This is a genomic window from Chryseobacterium turcicum (genome assembly GCF_021010565.1).
GTDB lineage: Bacteria > Bacteroidota > Bacteroidia > Flavobacteriales > Weeksellaceae > Chryseobacterium > Chryseobacterium turcicum.
Genome location: NZ_JAJNAY010000001.1, coordinates 1,873,856 through 1,892,492, shown reverse-complemented (window position 1 = coordinate 1,892,492; position 18,637 = coordinate 1,873,856). Strand labels below are relative to the sequence as shown.

Genomic DNA, 18,637 nt, shown 5'->3' with positions numbered 1-18,637 from the left:
ATTGAAAACTTTGTCATTTTTATGATTTCATCTTAAAATTCGTAACATTAAATTAACATTACTCAAAAAAACCAGATACACTATTCCTTATTTTTAAAACAATTTATTATTAAATACATAACACTTATTATTAAAAAACCAACTCACCATTACTTAAAATAGTTGACATATTTTCGATAAATAGTATTTAAAACAAAAATAAAAATCTCTTTTCACTAAATAAATCATTAAAAACAAAAAAATATAAATTCAAAATAGAATTTATTTAAAATTCATTTTAACAAGTAATTTTTAGGTTATTCACAATTTAATTAATTGTATTATTTATTTATATATATTTAGTGCAATCGATTACATTTTGTCATATTAATATGCTATTAACTTAAACTATTACGTCATGAAAAGAATTTTAACTTATTTGATGTGCTTTTTCAGTTTTCTGAAAATAACCGCACAAAACATTACTATAAAACAAGCGACAGGCTGGATGGAAACCGCCTATATTAAGTGGTCCCCTGTAACGGGAGTCGATAGCTATAAAGTTTATTATACCGGAGCAAATTTTACTGACCAAATCATCGATACCCAACTGATACGTAATTATGGTTCGTATTATAGAGCAGATGCACTAGGGCTAAATCCGGGAGTTTACACCATGAAAGTAGTTCCTGTCACTGGAAACGTAGAAGGACCAGCAGCCATATCAGCACCGATAATTGTAACCGCACACGACAGAACAGGGTTTGCGCACCATAACGGAAGAGTACCAGGAGCCTACAATCTTGACGGAACTTTAAAGGCAAATGCCGTAGTTTTATACATTACTCAAGATACGAAAAACACAGTTTCTATGAATGTTACCGGAGCTAACTCTAATCCCTGTGTTGGTCTACAGTCTATTTTAGACGGATTCAAAAAAGGTTTAGATTTCCGTCCACTCGTTATCAGGTTGATTGGGAATGTTACAGATCCTAACTACATGCTCAATGGAGATATTGTAATTGAAAACAAAAAAATTGCAGCAAGTTCTATCACTTTTGAAGGTGTTGGTTCTGATGCGCTGGTCAATGGATGGGGAATCAGAATAAAAACAGCAACGAATATTGAAGTTCGTAACTTAGGATTTATGTTGACTGATGCTTCTGAGGGTGATAATCTCAGTTTACAGCAAGACAATACTTATATTTGGGCTCACAATAATGATTTATTTTATGGTGCACCAGGATCTGATGCTGATCAGGCAAAAGGTGATGGAGCACTTGATTCAAAAAAATCTACCTATGTAACCTTTTCATACAATCACTTTTGGGATAACGGAAAGAGTTGTCTGTTAGGTCTAAGTGAAGGTACTACTACCGATTTATACATTACATATCATCACAATTGGTTTGATCATTCAGACTCAAGACATCCTCGTGTACGTTTTTTTTCAGCACACGTTTACAACAATTATTATGATGGAAACTCAAAATATGGTGCCGGATCTACATTAGGTTCATCTGTATTTGTAGAGGGTAATTATTTCAGAAACTGTAAATACCCGATGTTGATTTCTAAGCAAGGAACAGACATTGCGGGAGGCTCAACCGGAACATTTTCTAATGAAAACGGAGGGATGATTAAGGCACATAACAACTATATGACCGGTCAGACAGCTTTTGTACCATACAGTTCAGTAGCACTTACTCAATTTGATGCCTACCTTGCAACAAGCAGAAATGAAATTTTGGGAAGTAATATCACCGCTGTACAAGGCAGTGCAACTTATAATAATTTCGATACAAATCCGGCATTGTATATTAATTCTTTGGTTGTAGACACCCCTGTTGTAGCGAGAGATAAAACGATGCAATATTCGGGGAGAGTTTCCGGAGGTGATATAAGTTGGACGTTCAATAATGCAGTAGATGATACAAGTTCAGCAGTCAATACAGGGCTCATGGCATTATTACAGAATTATACATCCTCTCTTATTTCTGTTCAGGGAATTGCTTCACCTGTAGTAAGTACTCAGACATTAAGCATACCTTCTAATAATGATCAAACAGTCATTACCGATACAGCAATAGCACCGATGACCTTTACATGGGGTGGAACAGCTACTGATGTCACAATATCTGGGTTACCAGCTTCAGGAGTAAGTTTTGTAAAAAACACCACTAATAAAACAGTTATTATTTCTGGAAATCCTTCGGACGATGTAAGCTTCACTGTAAATACTGTGGGATCTGCGGGAACATCAGTTTCAGGAACAGGCAGTATCAGTGTAATTGCGGCGGGAACACCTCAAGGTAATGAAATTCATAATTTCACTACGTCTGCATTAAACAGTACATTCTATACTTTTACATCAGCAAATATAAACTCTACGGATGGATCTGCAACCTATGATGGGGCTGCTTTAACAAAGCGTTTAAAACTAGAATCAGCGACATCTATAGCTTACAACACTTTGCAAACTTCTACTTTAACATTGGTTCTGGATCCTACTTTTAGCGGAACTGTAAAGTTTGACAATGTAAATTATACTGCCACAGCAGGGGTTATAACAATTCCTAATATTGCTCCAGGAGCACATAGCATTACAAAAGGAAGTGTTGCAAATCTATTTTATTTTAAAACAGTATTTAATACCGCAGGAGTTTTAGCAACCCAGGAAAACAGATTAGAAAAATTAAATATTTATCCAAACCCTGTTAATTCTATCCTTACTATTTCTACACCAAAAAATAGTTCTGTTGAACAGGTAATTGTATCAAACTCAGTTGGACAAGTTGTTAAGACAATTAATGAGAATACGACAAAAATTGATATGACAAGTCTAAAGAGTGGCATTTATTTCTTACAGATTAAAACTAAAGAAGGAATATTTAATCAAAAAATAATGAAAAAATAATAAATAGTTTTTAAAAACTTATTTGAAATCCGTCTCACATCTAGTGAAGACGGATTTTTAGTTTAATCATAGAACTTTAGGACAATATTGAATAATCACAAGAGATTTTGAAACAATGATTAAAATAATGAAATGATACATTTGTTTTTCAATATTATGATTAAAAACGGACATTAATAAAAAAAACAAAACCAATGAAAAGATTCATTGGTTTTAATGGTTAAGAATTAAAAAAAATTTAGCCTATTCTTTTTCTTACAAATATTTCGTACGCCAAATAAATCAGCGGAAGTGACATAATCAATAGGTAAAACATATTATGAATTGCATCTTCAGGATAAATGATTACGGTATAAATCAATCCAAAGAAAGCTCCTCCTAAATGAGCAGCGTGCCCCACATTATCATTTGATCTTGGTTTTAGCATGCTGTACACAGAATATCCAAAGTATAGTAACCCAAAAATATAGCCCGGAATACTAAGAAAAGGAATAAATATAATTCCAATTTTTGAAAATACCGGATTTAGAGAAACGCTTGCAAAAATAATTCCAGCAACACCGCCACTTGCTCCGATTGCAGAATACCAGCTTTGATTTTTATAAATTAACAGAGAAAAAAGATTTCCCAGCAAAATAGAGGCGATGTATATGATTAAAAAACCTACAACTCCAAATGCTGCCATTATTGGCGGATAAAACATATAAAGCACATACATATTAAGCAATAAATGCATAAAATCTGCATGTAGAAAACCTGCCGTCAAAAGTCTGAAATATTCTTTTCTATGCAGAATTGCTCCCACATTAAATTTATATTTCTCAAACATTCTCATATCATTTAAAGCCAAATAGCTAATGATACACGTAACTGCAATTATAATGATAACAATTGTATCCATATTTTTTTATTTTTCGTTATCATCACTTCCGAACAAATTTCCTATTGTTCCATCATCATTTGAAGCAGTAAAATCAGGTTCTTCATAAACTTCTGGCTCCTCTTCTTCCTGCTCTGGAATGGTGATGTTGATATTTTTAACTTTAAATTTCGTAAACTGATTTCCGATGGCTTTAATTCCTTTTACGGTAATAAATTCATCAATATTAATGGTTTCGGGATCACGATCTTTTCCTTTATCTTTCGCAAAAATAATTTCTGCAGTAACATTGTTTGAAACCAAAATTCTTTCAATAAAAGATTTCGGATGTTCTGAAGGCATAAAGGTTTGAAGATTGGTATTGTTTTCCAGCAAGAATCTCTTGATGAAATACATATCCTTTTCTCCGTCGTAATAAATACAAGTTACCGGCTGATTTGGACGAAACTTTTCAAGAATGATATATTCGTCATCAAAACGGTTTCCAAGATCAAAACTTACCAATTTTGCTTCGCCTTGAGCATTAATCGTTAAAATCTTATCGTCTCCTTTAAAATTCCCCAATAAAGTTCCTCTCACATCAGCATTAAGCCTTCTTACGGTATCATCAAACCATATTTTTCTTGGCGCTAAAGTAGAAACGCCTTCTTCTTTCAGGTCGACTTTCTTTACAGAATATTTGGTGACCAGATTTCCTTTTGAATCTCTTCCTTTGATGGCTAATTCAGAGAAATCGATTTCCATTTTATTTTTTCTGATTCTTGGGTTTGGCTTTAGTAAAACCGTTACCACTTCGGCTTCACCATTCCGATTTGCCGAAAAATAAAGCATTTCTGAACCTCTTTTATCAGAACCTAAAGCATAATCTGTATTTCTTGTAACTGCAGTTACCGAAAAACGTTTCATGTAATAAGGGCCATCTCTACCTTCACGGTAAATCATGTTGTAGACGGTACGTTTATCATTCTTTTTCCAAATAGCAACGTGCAGAATATCTTTTCCGATGAAAGTTTTCGCTTCCACTTTTACAACTTTCATGCTTCCGTCTTTTCTGAATGTGATGATATCATCAATGTCTGAACAGTCAAATAAATATTGGTCTTTTTTCAGAGAAGTTCCAATGAAACCTTCCTCAAAATTAGCGTAGAATTTTTCATTCGCCACAGCCACTTTTGAAGCGTCAATGGTATCAAAAATTCTTAATTCTGTTTTTCTTTCTCTTTCTTTTCCGTATTTTTTCTGAATATTCAGATAATAATCAATCGCATAGGCAATAAGATTAGCCAAGTGGAATCTTACCTGCTCTATTTTCCCTTCTAATGAAGCAATATTTTCTTTAAATTTATCTAAATCGAATCTTGAAATTCTTTTAATTCTAATTTCTGTCAGCCTTAAAATATCTTCTTCAGTAACCTCTCTTAGAAGATGTGCCGTGTGAGGCTTTAAACCTATATCAATAGTTTTCAGAACTTCTTCCCAGCTTTTTACCTCTTCAATGTCGTGGTAAATTCTGTTTTCGATGAAGATTCGTTCTAAAGATGAAAAATGCCAGCTTTCCTGTAACTCATGAAGCTCAATTTCCAGTTCTTTTTTCAATAAAGAAACCGTGTGATCGGTATTCATTTTAAGAATGGTAGAAACATCCAGGAACATCGGTTTGTCACCAACAATAACACAAGCATTGGGCGAAATCGTTACCTGACAGTCGGTAAATGCATACAAAGCATCAATCGTTTTATCGGGAGAAACTTCGTTGTGAAGATAGATTAGAATCTCTACTTTATCTGAAGTATTGTCTTCAATTTTTTTGATTTTAATCTTCCCTTTTTCATTCGCTTTTAAAACAGAATCAATTAAATCTGTTGTGGTTTTAGAAAAAGGAAGCTCAGAAATCATCAGAATATGCTTGTCAACCTGAGATATTTTGGCTCTCGCTCTTACTTTTCCACCTCTGTGACCATCGTTGTATTCTGAAACATCAAGAAATCCTGCCGTAAGAAAATCAGGAAAAACCTGAAAGCTCTTCCCTTTTAAATAAGCAACAGAAGCCGTAATTAATTCATTGAAATTATGTGGAAGAATTTTAGTGGATAGTCCAACCCCGATTCCTTCAACTCCTTGAGCCAAAAGCAACGGAAATTTTACCGGTAAATCTACAGGTTCGTTATTTCTACCGTCATAGGATTTAGACCATTCTGTAGTTTTAGGATTAAAGACTACTTCCAAAGCAAAAGGTGTTAATCTTGCCTCAATATATCTTGCTGCCGCTGCAGAATCTCCTGTGTAAATATTCCCCCAGTTTCCCTGAGTATCAATCAACAATTCTCTCTGCCCAATTCCCACCATTGCGTCGGTGATTGATGCGTCACCATGCGGGTGATATTTCATCGTGTTACCGACAACATTGGCTACTTTATTGTAACGCCCATCTTCTAATTCGCGCATAGAATGCATAATTCTACGCTGCACAGGCTTGAAACCATCATAAACAGACGGAATGGCTCTATCTAAAATTACATAAGATGCATAATCCAGAAACCAGTCTTTGTACAGTCCTGAAACTTTTTTTAAGCTTTCGCCTTCGTGAGAGTTGTCTTCTATCATTCCTTATTCTTGATGTCTTTTCTCTTTATTAGCTCTAATTATTTTATTGAGAGATCTCTTTAAATCGTTGACTTCTTTTTTCGTTAAATATGAAATCTCATATTTTAAAGTGGTTGTCCCCGAGTTTTTGCTTGAAATGGTTATGTAAAGTCTTTTGAAAAAAAATACAGAAAACACTTCATATTTTACCAGTTTATATTTCGGAAATTCATCACTCTGAGGTTTATTTAAAAAAGGAATAATATTTCTATTCCTGAAATGAATTGCTTCCCCTTCGCTGTCATATTCAAAAATCTGTCTTCCGTGTAAATGAATGAAAATCAATAATACAACAGGAATAATAATTAAAAAATAACTTTTTTCGTCTAAAATATTAAACCTTATTTTATCTACAATAAAACTGATACATCCGCCTGATAATATCATCAATAATACAATATTGAAAAAATTATACAGGGGCGTTTTTTTCTTATTACTTAGCTTTATCATATTTATTTTAGTTTGGTGTAGGATATTAATTTTTTATTTTTTTAAAGCCCTACTTCATCCAAAATCTCTTTATTGTTAATATCCTGATCTTCAACTACCAAGTTTTCAAGAATGAATACTTGTCGGTCAGGGGTATTTTTCCCCATGTAAAACTCTAGAAGCTGCTCTATTGTTTGATCTTTTCCAATCACTACAGGTTCCAAACGAATATCTTTTCCTATAAAATGCTTAAACTCATCTGGTGAAATTTCTCCCAATCCTTTAAATCGGGTAATTTCAGGGTTTTTCCCTAATTCATTTAACGCTTTTACTCTCTCCAACTCAGTATAACAATATCTTGTTTCTTTTTTATTTCTAACTCTAAATAACGGCGTCTGAAGGATAAATAAATGTCCGTTTTTAATCACATCCGGGAAAAACTGAAGGAAAAACGTAATCATCAAAAGTCTGATGTGCATTCCGTCGACATCGGCATCGGTTGCGATAATCACTTGGTTATATCTTAAATCTTCTAGACTTTCTTCAATATTTAAAGCAGCTTGCAAAAGGTTAAATTCTTCATTTTCGTATACCACTTTCTTGGTTAAACCATAGCAGTTTAGCGGTTTACCTTTCAATGAAAATACAGCTTGCGTATCGACATCTCTCGATTTTGTAATCGATCCAGAAGCAGAATCTCCCTCGGTAATAAAAATTTGCGTTTCCGCTTTTCTTTCCGCTTTTTGGTCGTTGTAATGCTGTCTGCAGTCACGAAGTTTTTTATTGTGAAGAGAAACTTTTTTTGCTCTTTCTCTTGCCAGCTTTTGAATTCCCGAAAGCTCTTTTCTTTCTCTCTCAGAAATTAAAATTTTTCTCTGAATCGCTTCTGCAATTTCAGGGTTTTTATGAAGAAAATTATCTAATTTATTTTTTAAGAAATCAATGATAAAAGTACGTACAGTAGGACCATTTGGCCCCATATCATTCGAGCCTAATTTTGTTTTGGTCTGAGATTCAAAAACAGGTTCTTCAACGTTGATTGAAATCGCTGCAACAATTGATTTCCTAACATCAGAAGCATCAAAACTTTTATTAAAAAATTCTCTGATGGTCTTCACATACGCTTCACGGAAAGCATTCAAATGCGTTCCACCCTGCGTTGTATTTTGTCCGTTTACGAATGAAAAATAGGTTTCAGTCTGAGATTTATCGGTGTGTGTTATGGCAACTTCAATATCATTATCTTTCAAATGAACAATCGGGTACAATGCATCGCTTTCTAGTTCTTCGTCCAAAAGATCTTTTAATCCGTTTTCAGAATAGAACGTTTCGCCATTAAAAAGAATTTTCAATCCCGGATTCAAATACGAATAATTGCGGAGCATTCTTGCGATATACTCTTTTCGGTATTTAAAATGAAGAAAAATATCTGCATCAGGAATAAAAGAAATTTCGGTACCATTTCTGTCTGATGTTTCTTTTTCTTCGTGGTCTTCAGTAATCATTCCACGAGAAAACTCAGCAACTTTCACCTTACCATCACGGAAAGAACGCACACGGAAATAATCTGAAAGTGCATTCACCGCTTTTGTACCCACACCATTCAGACCGACAGATTTTTTGAAGGCCTTGCTGTCATACTTACCTCCGGTATTCATTTTTGAAACCGCGTCAACTACCTTTCCTAAAGGAATTCCACGACCAAAATCTCGAATTGTGACTTTTCCGTCATCTACTTTTATTTCGATTCTTTTACCCGATTTCATTCTAAATTCATCAATAGAGTTATCAAGAATTTCTTTCAGTAAAATATAAATACCATCATCGGCAGACGAGCCATCTCCAAGCTTTCCGATATACATACCGGGACGCAAACGAATATGTTCCTGCCAATCTAGGGTTCTGATATTATCTTCAGAATAGATAGGTTGTATTTCTTGTGACATATATTATTTCAGCAAACATACAAAAGTACAAAAACGGACAAAAATATCCGAATTTTTAAGTTTCTATTTATTAATATTTTTTACTGAAAAAATTGTTATTTTTTTTTATTTAACCACAAAAGGCACAAAGATTTAGACATTTCGATTAAAACTTATTTTTAAAATGAAAAAAACGCATCAATTTTCAAAAATCTTTGATTTTTATTCTTTTGACAACTTTGAGTATCTAGCAATATACATTTCAAATATTGTTGCCCGATTAAAACAATAAGCGGTTAAATTTAAACAGCCTTAAGCTTTAAAAATAGAGCGACACATTTTTTCTCATTTCATCTGAATATTTGAAAATTTGCTTTAATTTAGATTCATAAAGAATTTTAAATGATACAACTTCCTTCTTCGAAACTTCCCAATGTAGGAACCACCATATTTTCTCAAATGTCTCAATTGGCCAATCAACATCAGGCCATTAACCTTTCACAAGGATTTCCTGATTTTGAAACAGATTCTGAATTAATGAATTTAGCAAATGATTTCATCAAAAAAGGATTCAATCAATATGCTCCATTGGGCGGAATAATGGGTTTAAAAGAAGAAATTGCAAGAAAAATTGAAAACAGCCACAACGCAATTTATCATCCTGAATCTGAAATTACGATTACAGCAGGCGGAACTCAGGCGATTTTCACAGCGATTGCTACTTTTATACAGAAAGATGATGAAGTGATTATTTTTGAGCCAGCCTACGATTGCTACGAACCAACGGTAGAACTTTTTGGAGGAATTGTAAAACGTTTCCAAATGAAAGCACCACATTATGAAATCGATTGGAGTATGGTGAAAAATTTGGTTTCAGAAAAAACAAAAATGATTATCCTGAATAACCCCAACAATCCTTCAGGAAAGATTTTAAAGGAAAATGACATTCAGGAATTAATTAAAATCGTAAAAGACACCAACATTTTAATTTTAAGCGATGAAGTCTATGAAAATATTGTTTTTGATGGAAACCAACATTTAAGCATCTGCAAATATCCGGAACTGAAAGAAAGAAGCCTTTTAGTCGCCTCTTTCGGGAAATTATTTCACATTACCGGTTGGAAAATTGGATATTGTACCGCACCAAAAGCTCTGACTGATGAATTTAGAAAAGTACACCAATTTAATGTTTTCTGCGTGAACACTCCACTTCAAATGGCATTGGGTGAGTATATGAAAAATGACGAGCATTACATCCAGCTGAACCAGTTTTTTCAGGAAAAAAGAGATTTCCTGAGAGCCGGACTTCAAAATACCTCTTTTGAACTTCTTGATTGTGAAGGAACTTATTTTCAAGCCTTAAAATACGATAAAATTTCAGATAAAAATGACTTTGATTTCGCAACAGAATTAACGATTAATCATAAAGTGGCAAGTATTCCGTTTTCGGCTTTTTACAAGGGTAAATTAAATGAAAATGTAATAAGATTGTGTTTTGCAAAGAAGAATGAAACCTTAGAAAGAGCGATTGAAAATTTAGCTAAAATTTAATTTAAATCAGATGAGTGGAGAAAGCAATCTTGCTAAATGTTCAAAAAGAACTTTATGCTTTGATCGTTTTTTCCATTCATTAAATATAATTTCATCACAATCATCCATGTCACTGAGAAATACATTTTGTAGTTTCTGGTTAACCTCTTGATCAAATACGAGTGTATTTACTTCAAAATTAAGCTCCTGACTCCGAACATCCATATTTGCAGTACCTACACAAGAGAAATTATTATCTATTACCATTGTTTTAGCATGAATAAACCCTTTTTTGTAAAAGAAAATACGAACATTATTTTCTAATAATTCTTCATAATAAGAATAGGCAGCCGCATTTACAACTAAAGAATCTCCCGATTTTGGAACCATCAATCTTACATCCAGCCCAGAAAGAGCAACCTGCTTTATAGCATTCAAAACTGTTTCTACCGGAATAAAATAAGGTGTCACAATATAGACTTTTTCTTTAGCAGAAAGAATAGCCGAGGTTGTACTCAGCATAATAGAAGGTTTTGTATCGGGTCCACTCGCTGCAACCTGTACCATTTTATTTCCAGAATCAAGGTTTTCGTAGGCAAAATACTCCTGCGAGATCTGAGGAATTTTTTCAGTAGCAAAAGTCCAGTTACTCAAGAATAAAAACTGAAAATAAAAAGCACCATTTCCTTTAATATACAAATGAATATCTCTCCAATATTGTTTAGGATTAGGGTTAATATACTTATCTGAAACATTGATACCGCCTGTAAAAACGTATTTTCCGTCTACAATAATAATTTTTCTGTGATCACGATAATTGACTCTATTGGCAAAAATTCTAAAAGTAATTTTATTCACCGGAGAGGTTTCAACGCCTGCTTCTTTTAATCTATTCAAGAGTTTTTTTCCTATTTTTCCACTTCCCATATCATCATACAAAAAGCGAACGATGACTCCTTCATTTGCTTTTAGGATAAGAAGATCAGCCAGTTTATTTCCAATATCATCATTTTCATAAATATAATATTCTAAATGGATATGATGTTTTGCTTTTTGGATGACTTCAAACACTTTAGCAAACTTTTCTTCTCCATTCACCAAAACTTCTACTTCATTCCACTGTGTTAAAGGAGAGTGCCCTGAATGATAAAGAAAATTTATGGTGGTTATAAAATTATCCAGTTCACCCTTCCGGTTGTCTAATGTTACATAATGGGTTTGTTTAACGTACTTTAGAATCTTATGAAAAATTTCTTCATTTCCTTCAATTTTAAAGGTGTAAAATTTATTCTTCCGATAATTTACTCCAAATACAAAATAGATAATAATCCCTACAAAAGGGAGAAAAACAATCAGCATAAGATAAGCCAGCGTTTTGCTCGTGGTCTTGGTATCTATAATAATTTTAGCTGCAAGAAAAAGTACACCTGCCAAGTATAAAATTTCAACACCTAATAAAATATAGGGAAACTGGTCTAAAAAATCTTTAATCATCATAAAATTATTGATGAATCTAATATGATTTCACCTATTAAAGATAAGAAAAAGGAGCAGACATCCGCCTACTCCTTTATTATTTTAAAAGAACATTCCGCCAGAAACTTCAATTCTTTGTGCGGTAATCCAAGAAGCATCGTCGGTGCATAAAAAAGCAACTACTCCACCGATATCGTCCGGTAAACCAGCTCTTCCCAAAGCTGTATTGTTAGCTACGAGCGCATTTACGTTTTGGTCATCTCTCGTTCTTCCGCCGCCAAAATCGGTTTCAATCGCTCCAGGTGCAACAGCATTTACTTTAATTTTTCTTGCGCCTAATTCTTTTGCCATATATTTACTCAACTGATCGACTGCTGCTTTCATAGAACCGTAAACAGACGAACCCGGCATCGCAAATCTCGCCAAACCTGAAGAAAGATTAACGATTCCGCCATTGTCATTCATAAATGGTAAGAATTTCTGAGTCAAAAAGAAAACTCCTTTAAAATGAATATTTACCATATCATCCAATTGCTCTTCTGTAACATCTGAGATTGGAGAATATAAAGCTGTTCCCGCATTATTAATAAGGTAATCAATATTTCTGCTTCCGGTATTTTCTTCTAAATGGTCGCCTACTTTTTTTACAAACTCATCAAAAGATTTCACCTCTTTCGTATTCAGTTGATAAGCAATTGCTTTTCTTCCCAAAGCCTGGATTTCTGCAACCGTTTTGTCGGCTTCTTCTTTGTTTGAATGGTAAGTAATAATTACATCCAATCCTTTTTCTGCAATTTTTAAGGCTGAATTTTTACCAAGGCCACGACTTCCACCCGTTACAAGGGCAATTTTTGTTCTGTTATTCATAATTGATTTTTTAATGATACAAAGTTGAGTCAATTTCAAACCAAATGAGTTACCCGAATCAATCTGAAATTTGCAAAATTCAAATCAGGAACGAAATTCCATTGGGGTGAATGAAGTTTTACGCTTAAAGAAATTTGAAAAGTGTGCAATTTCTTCAAAACCTAAAGCATAGGAAATTTCGGAGACATTCCAACTGGTTTGTTTTAATAAAATCTTAGCTTCCTGAATTACCCGATCTGCAATAAATTCAGTCGTCGTTTTCCCTGTATTTTCTTTTAAGTTTTTATTTAAATAATTGACGTGAATAGACAATCGTTCTGCAAAATCATTAGCCACTTTTAACTGGATTCTTTGATTTGGAGATTCAATCGGAAACTGTCTTTCTAATAATTCTATAAACAAAGAAACCACTCTTAACGAAGCATTCTGAGTATTATGAATCTTTTCTGCAGGCTGCAATTTTTGTCCGTAGTGAATTAATTCTGAAACATAATTTCGAATCAAATCATATTTAAACTCGTAATCAGAATCGATTTCTTTTTTAATTTTTCCGAAAAGTAAATCAATTTCATCAGCCTTTTCATCATCTATTTCAAAAACAGGAATAACACCCGGCTGAAATAAAGGCAAATCTTCAAGGATATTCTGTGAAGAGTTTTTAGTGAAAAAATCTGTTGTAAAAACACAAAAATTTCCAGACTGATTGTCATCTTCAGGAATATAATGATAAGGAACTTTTGGGGTTGCAAAAAGCAAAGCATTTTTCTTAATTGAAATTATCTTATCTGCATATTCTGCTCTGTTTTTCCCTCGAATCAAACTTATTTTATAATATTTCCTTCTGTTGTAAGGCATTTCACAGGTTTTCTTTACCGTCGCAATTGTTTGTGCGATATCAAAAACATTAAAATGACCAATATCTTTGTGAAGACCTTTCGGAAAAATACTTTCCATATCTTTCCCCAGTCTTTGAGTCATTTCAAGGTAAAAATCTTCTAAGGATGCATGTGTCAATTTTTCCATAATGTGGAATTTGTGTAAATCAAATATAAGAAGAAGTTTTTGAAACAGAATTTAACCCTAAAAGACATTTTTAAAACAAATGAGTCACATCAGTTTTTAGATTAAATTTTGAAAATATTTAGAGCACATCAGTTTATGAAAATCTTTGATTTTCTCTTATGTGTTCTCATGTTTTCAGAGCGTACAAACTAAAACTTATGTGGCTCATGTGCTAAAAATTTATAGCGATTTGAAAACAAAAAAAACGCTCCCAAATTCATGGAAGCGTCTTAAAATATTATATAACTAACTTTTAATATTTTTAAACATTAAATCTGAAGTGCATAATATCACCGTCTTGAACGATGTATTCTTTCCCTTCAACAGAAAGCTTTCCAGCTTCTTTTACTTTTGATTCTGAACCATAGGTTACATAATCATTATATTTAATAACTTCAGCACGGATGAAACCTTTCTCAAAATCTGTGTGAATTACACCAGCAGCTTGAGGAGCCGTCCAACCTTGTCCGATAGTCCAAGCTCTTACTTCTTTTACCCCAGCTGTAAAATACGTCTGAAGTTTTAATAAATCGTATGCTTTTCTAATCAAACGGTTTACTCCAGGTTCTGTAAGTCCTAATTCTTCCAAGAAAATTTCTCTCTCTTCGAAAGTATCTAATTCGTTAATATCAGCTTCAATCTGAGCTGCTAAAACAACCACTTCAGCATTTTCTTTTTTTGCCATTTCTTCAATTTTGGCAATCCATTCATTTCCGTTTTTGATAGAATTTTCATCTACATTACAAACGTAAAGAACAGGGATATTGGTCAAAAGTTTCACTTCTTCAACGACAGCTTTTGCAAAATCTGTTGTTGCAAACTCTCTTGCATTTTTACCTTCTTCTAAGAATGCTTGAAGATTTTGAAGAGTTTCGTATGTTAAAATATCTTCTTTCTTACCAGATTTAAGGAATTTCTTCGCTTTTTCAACCGCTTTTCCAACCGCTTCCAAATCTTTTAACTGAAGTTCGATATCGATAATTTCTTTATCTCTTAAAGGATCAACCGAACCTTCAACGTGGATAATATTTCCGTTTTCAAAACATCTTAAAACATGAACAATCGCCTCACACTCACGAATATTGGCAAGAAACTGGTTTCCTAAACCTTCTCCTTTACTTGCTCCTTTTACAAGACCTGCGATATCTACAATCTCTACAACTGCAGGCAAAACTCTCTCAGGATTTACCAATTTTTCAAGCTCGAATAATCTCTGATCCGGTACAGAAACTGTTCCCAAATTGGGTTCAATTGTACAGAAAGGATAGTTAGCCGACTGCGCTTTAGCATTGCTTAAGCAGTTAAAAAGAGTTGATTTACCTACATTCGGTAAGCCTACGATTCCACATTTCATATTGTAAAATTCAAAGTTTAAGATTTAAAGTTTAAGGTTAAATTACCTTTCGCTTTCAGCGTGCAAATATAGTAATTTTACAGTGGATTTCATAATAAAAAAATCTGCCAACATTTTGACAGATTTTTCAGAAATAATTTTAATTGATTTGTGTTTATGGGTTGTTCCCTGTCGCTTCCTGAGCTAAAGGAACATCGTTTGGAGCCGAAGCCATCGCACTATCCAGATTAAATAATGATTCGTCTGTAGCTCTGTCGCCTCCCGCAATTTTTAATTTGTCTATTAAATTGGAAGCTAAAGTTTCTTCTTCTATCTGTTCTTGAACAAACCACTGCATGAAATTCCAAGTTGCCCAATCTTTTTCGCTTAAAGCCAAATCAACTAATCTATAAATGGATGTTGTATTGTCTACTTCATGCTTGAAAACGCCATCGAAACAAGCCGATAAAGTTTCAGGATCAGCAGGTGGAGCCGGAATGGCATCTACTTTAGGCTTTCCCCCTCTGTTTAAAACGTATTCCATAAATTTTATAGAATGATTTCTCTCTTCCTGCGAATGACGGTATAGAAAGTTGGCAATCCCGCTGTATCCTTTATCATCTGCCCAAATTCCGTAGGATAAAAATGTGTGTGAAGCGTGAATTTCTTTATTCATTTGGTCGCTTAAAGCTTTTTCCAGCGCAGGTGAAAGTCTGTTGGTATTCATAATTGTATATTTTAGTGTGATTATCATTATAAATACAAAAATGATTCCGTGGAAAGTTCCTTTCTTTATTTTTGACAAAAACAATAATATAATTAACTACAAATCAATTATTTAAAAATACAATTTGGATTTAATCTAAAATAAAAAAGTCAAAACCTTATCGGAATTGACTTTCAATTTATGGTAAAGATAAAGATTTATAATTTAAAAAAATCAAATTATTTCTTCGTCAGTTTTGCCAGATAAGAATCTTCGTCTTGCAAAACTTTTTCTATTTTAAAGCCGTTATTTTCAGCAGCATTTTTTAAAGTATTAAAATCAAGATACAGCCATTTGATAGGGTCTTCAGATTCGCCTTTGTAATGAACGACATAATCAAGCTCGCCATAATATCCATTGGCAGGAATTAAAACTCCGCCGTCATCATCTTGGTCAAACATATATAGAATATCAGTACTGTCAATTAATATTTGTCCGTTGTTATTTAATAAAGAATAGAGTTTTTTAAGATAAATATCAATCACATTCAAGCTCTGGAAAATTCCTGTTCCGTTCATTAATAAAAGAATCGTATCAAAAGTTTCACCTGAAAATTCAAGCATATTCTGAGTAACTGCTTTTTTAATTCCTCTCAATTGGCAAACTTCAATTGATTTTGGGGAAATATCTAAAGCCGTAACGTCTAAATTTCTTTCATTTTGAAGATATAACGAATGGGAACCCGCTCCTGCCCCTATATCTAAAACTTTCCCTTGAGATAGTTTCAAAGCTTTCTTTTCGATTTTATTCATCCCTTCAAAATCTCTGAAAAGATACTCTACCGGAAGCTCATCGAGTTCGGAAATTGAAGTTTCAGTTTGCAAATCTTCAGGATTTTCATTGTGAAAATAATCCCAGATTGCACGTCCCATTAAGTCTTTCATGTTGAATTTTAATGGGACAAAGATAATAATTAGACTTGGTAATAAAAATGAATGAATCGTAAAATCCATCTTTAGAATTGATAAAATAATAGATGTTATGACGAATTGAAATAGTTGTATATTTGAACTTATTGGTATTAAATAAAATGGACACAAGATTTACTGACATCATCAATCTCATCAAAATATCAAGAGCTAACGCTATAAAAACAGTGAATGCAGAACTCATTAATTTATATTGGAATATTGGAGAATACATCAGTAAAAAAATGGAACAAAGTGAGTGGGGACAATCAATCGTTAAAGAATTAGCGGTATTTATCCAAACGACTGAGCCTGAAATCAAGGGTTTTTCTGATAAAAATCTTTGGAGAATGAAACAGTTTTATGAAACTTACAAAGATTTTCAAAAACTCTCACCAGTGGTGAGAGAAATTAGCTGGACTCATAATTTGCTTATTTTTTCAAGATGTAAATCGATTCAAGAAAAAGAATTCTACCTCAAGCTCGTTAAACAAGAAAATTACAGCAAAAGAGAATTAGACAGACAAATCTCCAGCAGTCTTTTTGAACGGACTATGATTGGAAATTTAAACTTATCAATTTAAGTAAAAAGAAACCAAAATAAATTTCCCGAATACATTTCATCCTATCATTTGTTTTCAATCATCATCATCCACATTTTCTATTTTTAAAAGTATACTGTTTATACAAAAGTCCCTAACTTGTATGTTTTTAAAAACAGTAGAACAACCTAATGACAAATAAAGATTTTAATTTTCATCAAGGCTTTACTTTCAGCAAACATATTCCCGAAGAAATTTCGCATTTTGACAGGGTTTTCGATGTCTTCAAAGACCTTTTAACGCATACTTCAGGGGATATTGAGGAAGCTTTTGAGTGGCTCGATATGCTCGATAAAGAATACGATATTTTCACTGATGAATATACGCTTGAAGATTTTGAAGAAGACTTAAGAAAACGTGGCTACATCAAAAAAGAAGATGATTCTGAAGATGGAAATTCTGGAACGGGAAAAGGCAAAAACATCCTGACTGCAAAACTGGAAGCAGCGCTCCGTGAATATGCTTTAGACCAAATCTTCGGAAAGCTGAAAAAAAGCGGCATTGGAAATCACAGAACCAATAAATCAGGAGTTGGCGATGAACGCGACGGCGAAAACCGAAATTTCCAATATGGCGATGATTTATCAACGGTAAATATGACCGAAAGTCTGAAGAACGCCCAAATCAACAACGGGATTTCTGACCTTAGAATGACCGAAGATGACCTCATCGTAGAGGAAACCAAACACAAAGCTCAGATGAGTACGGTTTTGATGATTGATATCAGTCACTCAATGATTTTGTATGGCGAAGACCGAATTACGCCCGCTAAAAAAGTAGCAATGGCTTTGGTAGAATTAATTAAACGAAAATATCCAAAAGATTCCATCGATATTATTGTGTTTGGAAATGAAGCGTGGCCGATTAAAATTAAAGATTTGCCTTATCTACAAGTCGGACCTTATCATACGAATACGGTTGCTGGATTGGAATTGGCGATGGATATTCTTCGCAGAAAAAGAAATACCAACAAGCAGATTTTTATGATTACCGACGGAAAGCCAAGTTGCCTGAAACTTCCAACCGGTGAATATTATATGAACAGTGTAGGTCTTGACCAGAAAATTGTCACCGAATGTCTCAATAAAGCGGCACAAGCCAGAAAATTGAAAATCCCAATCACAACTTTTATGATTGCCCAAGACCCTTATCTTCGTCAGTTTGTGAATGCATTTACCGCTCAAAATAAAGGAAAGGCATTTCTGACCGGACTTTCAGGTTTGGGACAGATGATTTTTGAGGATTATGAGAAGAATAGAATTAAAAGGATTTAGACTTTAAGATAATAGACTGATAGATAAAAGACAATTAATAAAATTA

General features: G+C 33.4%; 14 protein-coding genes. 4 read left to right on the top strand and 10 right to left on the bottom strand.

Features of this window, described 5'->3' with window-relative positions:
• Positions 1-397 precede the first annotated feature (397 nt).
• The gene (locus LO744_RS08540) at positions 398-2,896 is read left to right on the top strand and encodes a pectate lyase family protein (RefSeq protein WP_230668667.1); all 2,499 of its coding nucleotides are present in this window, start codon (positions 398-400) and stop codon (positions 2,894-2,896) included.
• 238 nt (positions 2,897-3,134) lie between these two features.
• Here LO744_RS08540 and LO744_RS08535 read toward each other — a convergent pair whose 3' ends face one another.
• The 4 genes from LO744_RS08535 to LO744_RS08520 form a co-directional block, all read right to left on the bottom strand.
• Positions 3,135-3,797, bottom strand: a complete 663-nt coding sequence (locus LO744_RS08535; RefSeq protein ID WP_230668666.1) for a rhomboid family intramembrane serine protease — start codon at positions 3,795-3,797, stop codon at positions 3,135-3,137.
• Between the two features lie 6 nt (positions 3,798-3,803).
• Positions 3,804-6,380, bottom strand: a complete 2,577-nt coding sequence (locus LO744_RS08530) for a DNA gyrase/topoisomerase IV subunit A (protein ID WP_230668665.1) — start codon at positions 6,378-6,380, stop codon at positions 3,804-3,806.
• A 3-nt stretch (positions 6,381-6,383) separates the two neighbouring features.
• A complete protein-coding gene (locus tag LO744_RS08525) occupies positions 6,384-6,806 on the bottom strand; it encodes a hypothetical protein (protein ID WP_230670516.1) in 423 nt (140 codons plus the stop codon).
• Positions 6,807-6,910: 104 nt separating this feature from the next.
• Positions 6,911-8,794, bottom strand: coding sequence for a DNA topoisomerase IV subunit B (locus tag LO744_RS08520; RefSeq protein ID WP_230668664.1), 1,884 nt, complete (start codon positions 8,792-8,794; stop codon positions 6,911-6,913).
• A gap of 381 nt (positions 8,795-9,175) precedes the next feature.
• Between LO744_RS08520 and LO744_RS08515 the strand changes: the two genes are divergently transcribed.
• Positions 9,176-10,324: a methionine aminotransferase gene (locus LO744_RS08515; protein WP_230668663.1), complete on the top strand. Its 1,149-nt coding sequence runs from the start codon at positions 9,176-9,178 to the stop codon at positions 10,322-10,324.
• A 6-nt stretch (positions 10,325-10,330) separates the two neighbouring features.
• Here LO744_RS08515 and cls read toward each other — a convergent pair whose 3' ends face one another.
• The 6 genes from cls to LO744_RS08485 form a co-directional block, all read right to left on the bottom strand.
• Positions 10,331-11,800, bottom strand: a complete 1,470-nt coding sequence (gene cls / locus LO744_RS08510) for a cardiolipin synthase (protein WP_230668662.1) — start codon at positions 11,798-11,800, stop codon at positions 10,331-10,333.
• Positions 11,801-11,881: 81 nt separating this feature from the next.
• Positions 11,882-12,646, bottom strand: coding sequence for an SDR family NAD(P)-dependent oxidoreductase (locus tag LO744_RS08505; protein WP_230668661.1), 765 nt, complete (start codon positions 12,644-12,646; stop codon positions 11,882-11,884).
• A gap of 84 nt (positions 12,647-12,730) precedes the next feature.
• Positions 12,731-13,669, bottom strand: a complete 939-nt coding sequence (locus LO744_RS08500; RefSeq protein WP_230668660.1) for a helix-turn-helix domain-containing protein — start codon at positions 13,667-13,669, stop codon at positions 12,731-12,733.
• A gap of 301 nt (positions 13,670-13,970) precedes the next feature.
• Complete coding sequence (gene ychF / locus LO744_RS08495; protein ID WP_230668659.1) at positions 13,971-15,062, bottom strand: redox-regulated ATPase YchF; 1,092 nt, start codon at positions 15,060-15,062, stop codon at positions 13,971-13,973.
• 154 nt (positions 15,063-15,216) lie between these two features.
• Complete coding sequence (locus tag LO744_RS08490; protein WP_230668658.1) at positions 15,217-15,768, bottom strand: ferritin; 552 nt, start codon at positions 15,766-15,768, stop codon at positions 15,217-15,219.
• A gap of 218 nt (positions 15,769-15,986) precedes the next feature.
• Positions 15,987-16,691, bottom strand: a complete 705-nt coding sequence (locus LO744_RS08485; protein ID WP_230668657.1) for a class I SAM-dependent methyltransferase — start codon at positions 16,689-16,691, stop codon at positions 15,987-15,989.
• A 146-nt stretch (positions 16,692-16,837) separates the two neighbouring features.
• Between LO744_RS08485 and LO744_RS08480 the strand changes: the two genes are divergently transcribed.
• The gene (locus LO744_RS08480; RefSeq protein WP_230668656.1) at positions 16,838-17,299 is read left to right on the top strand and encodes a DUF1016 N-terminal domain-containing protein; all 462 of its coding nucleotides are present in this window, start codon (positions 16,838-16,840) and stop codon (positions 17,297-17,299) included.
• Between the two features lie 149 nt (positions 17,300-17,448).
• Positions 17,449-18,591, top strand: coding sequence for a vWA domain-containing protein (locus tag LO744_RS08475; protein WP_230668655.1), 1,143 nt, complete (start codon positions 17,449-17,451; stop codon positions 18,589-18,591).
• Positions 18,592-18,637 lie beyond the last annotated feature (46 nt).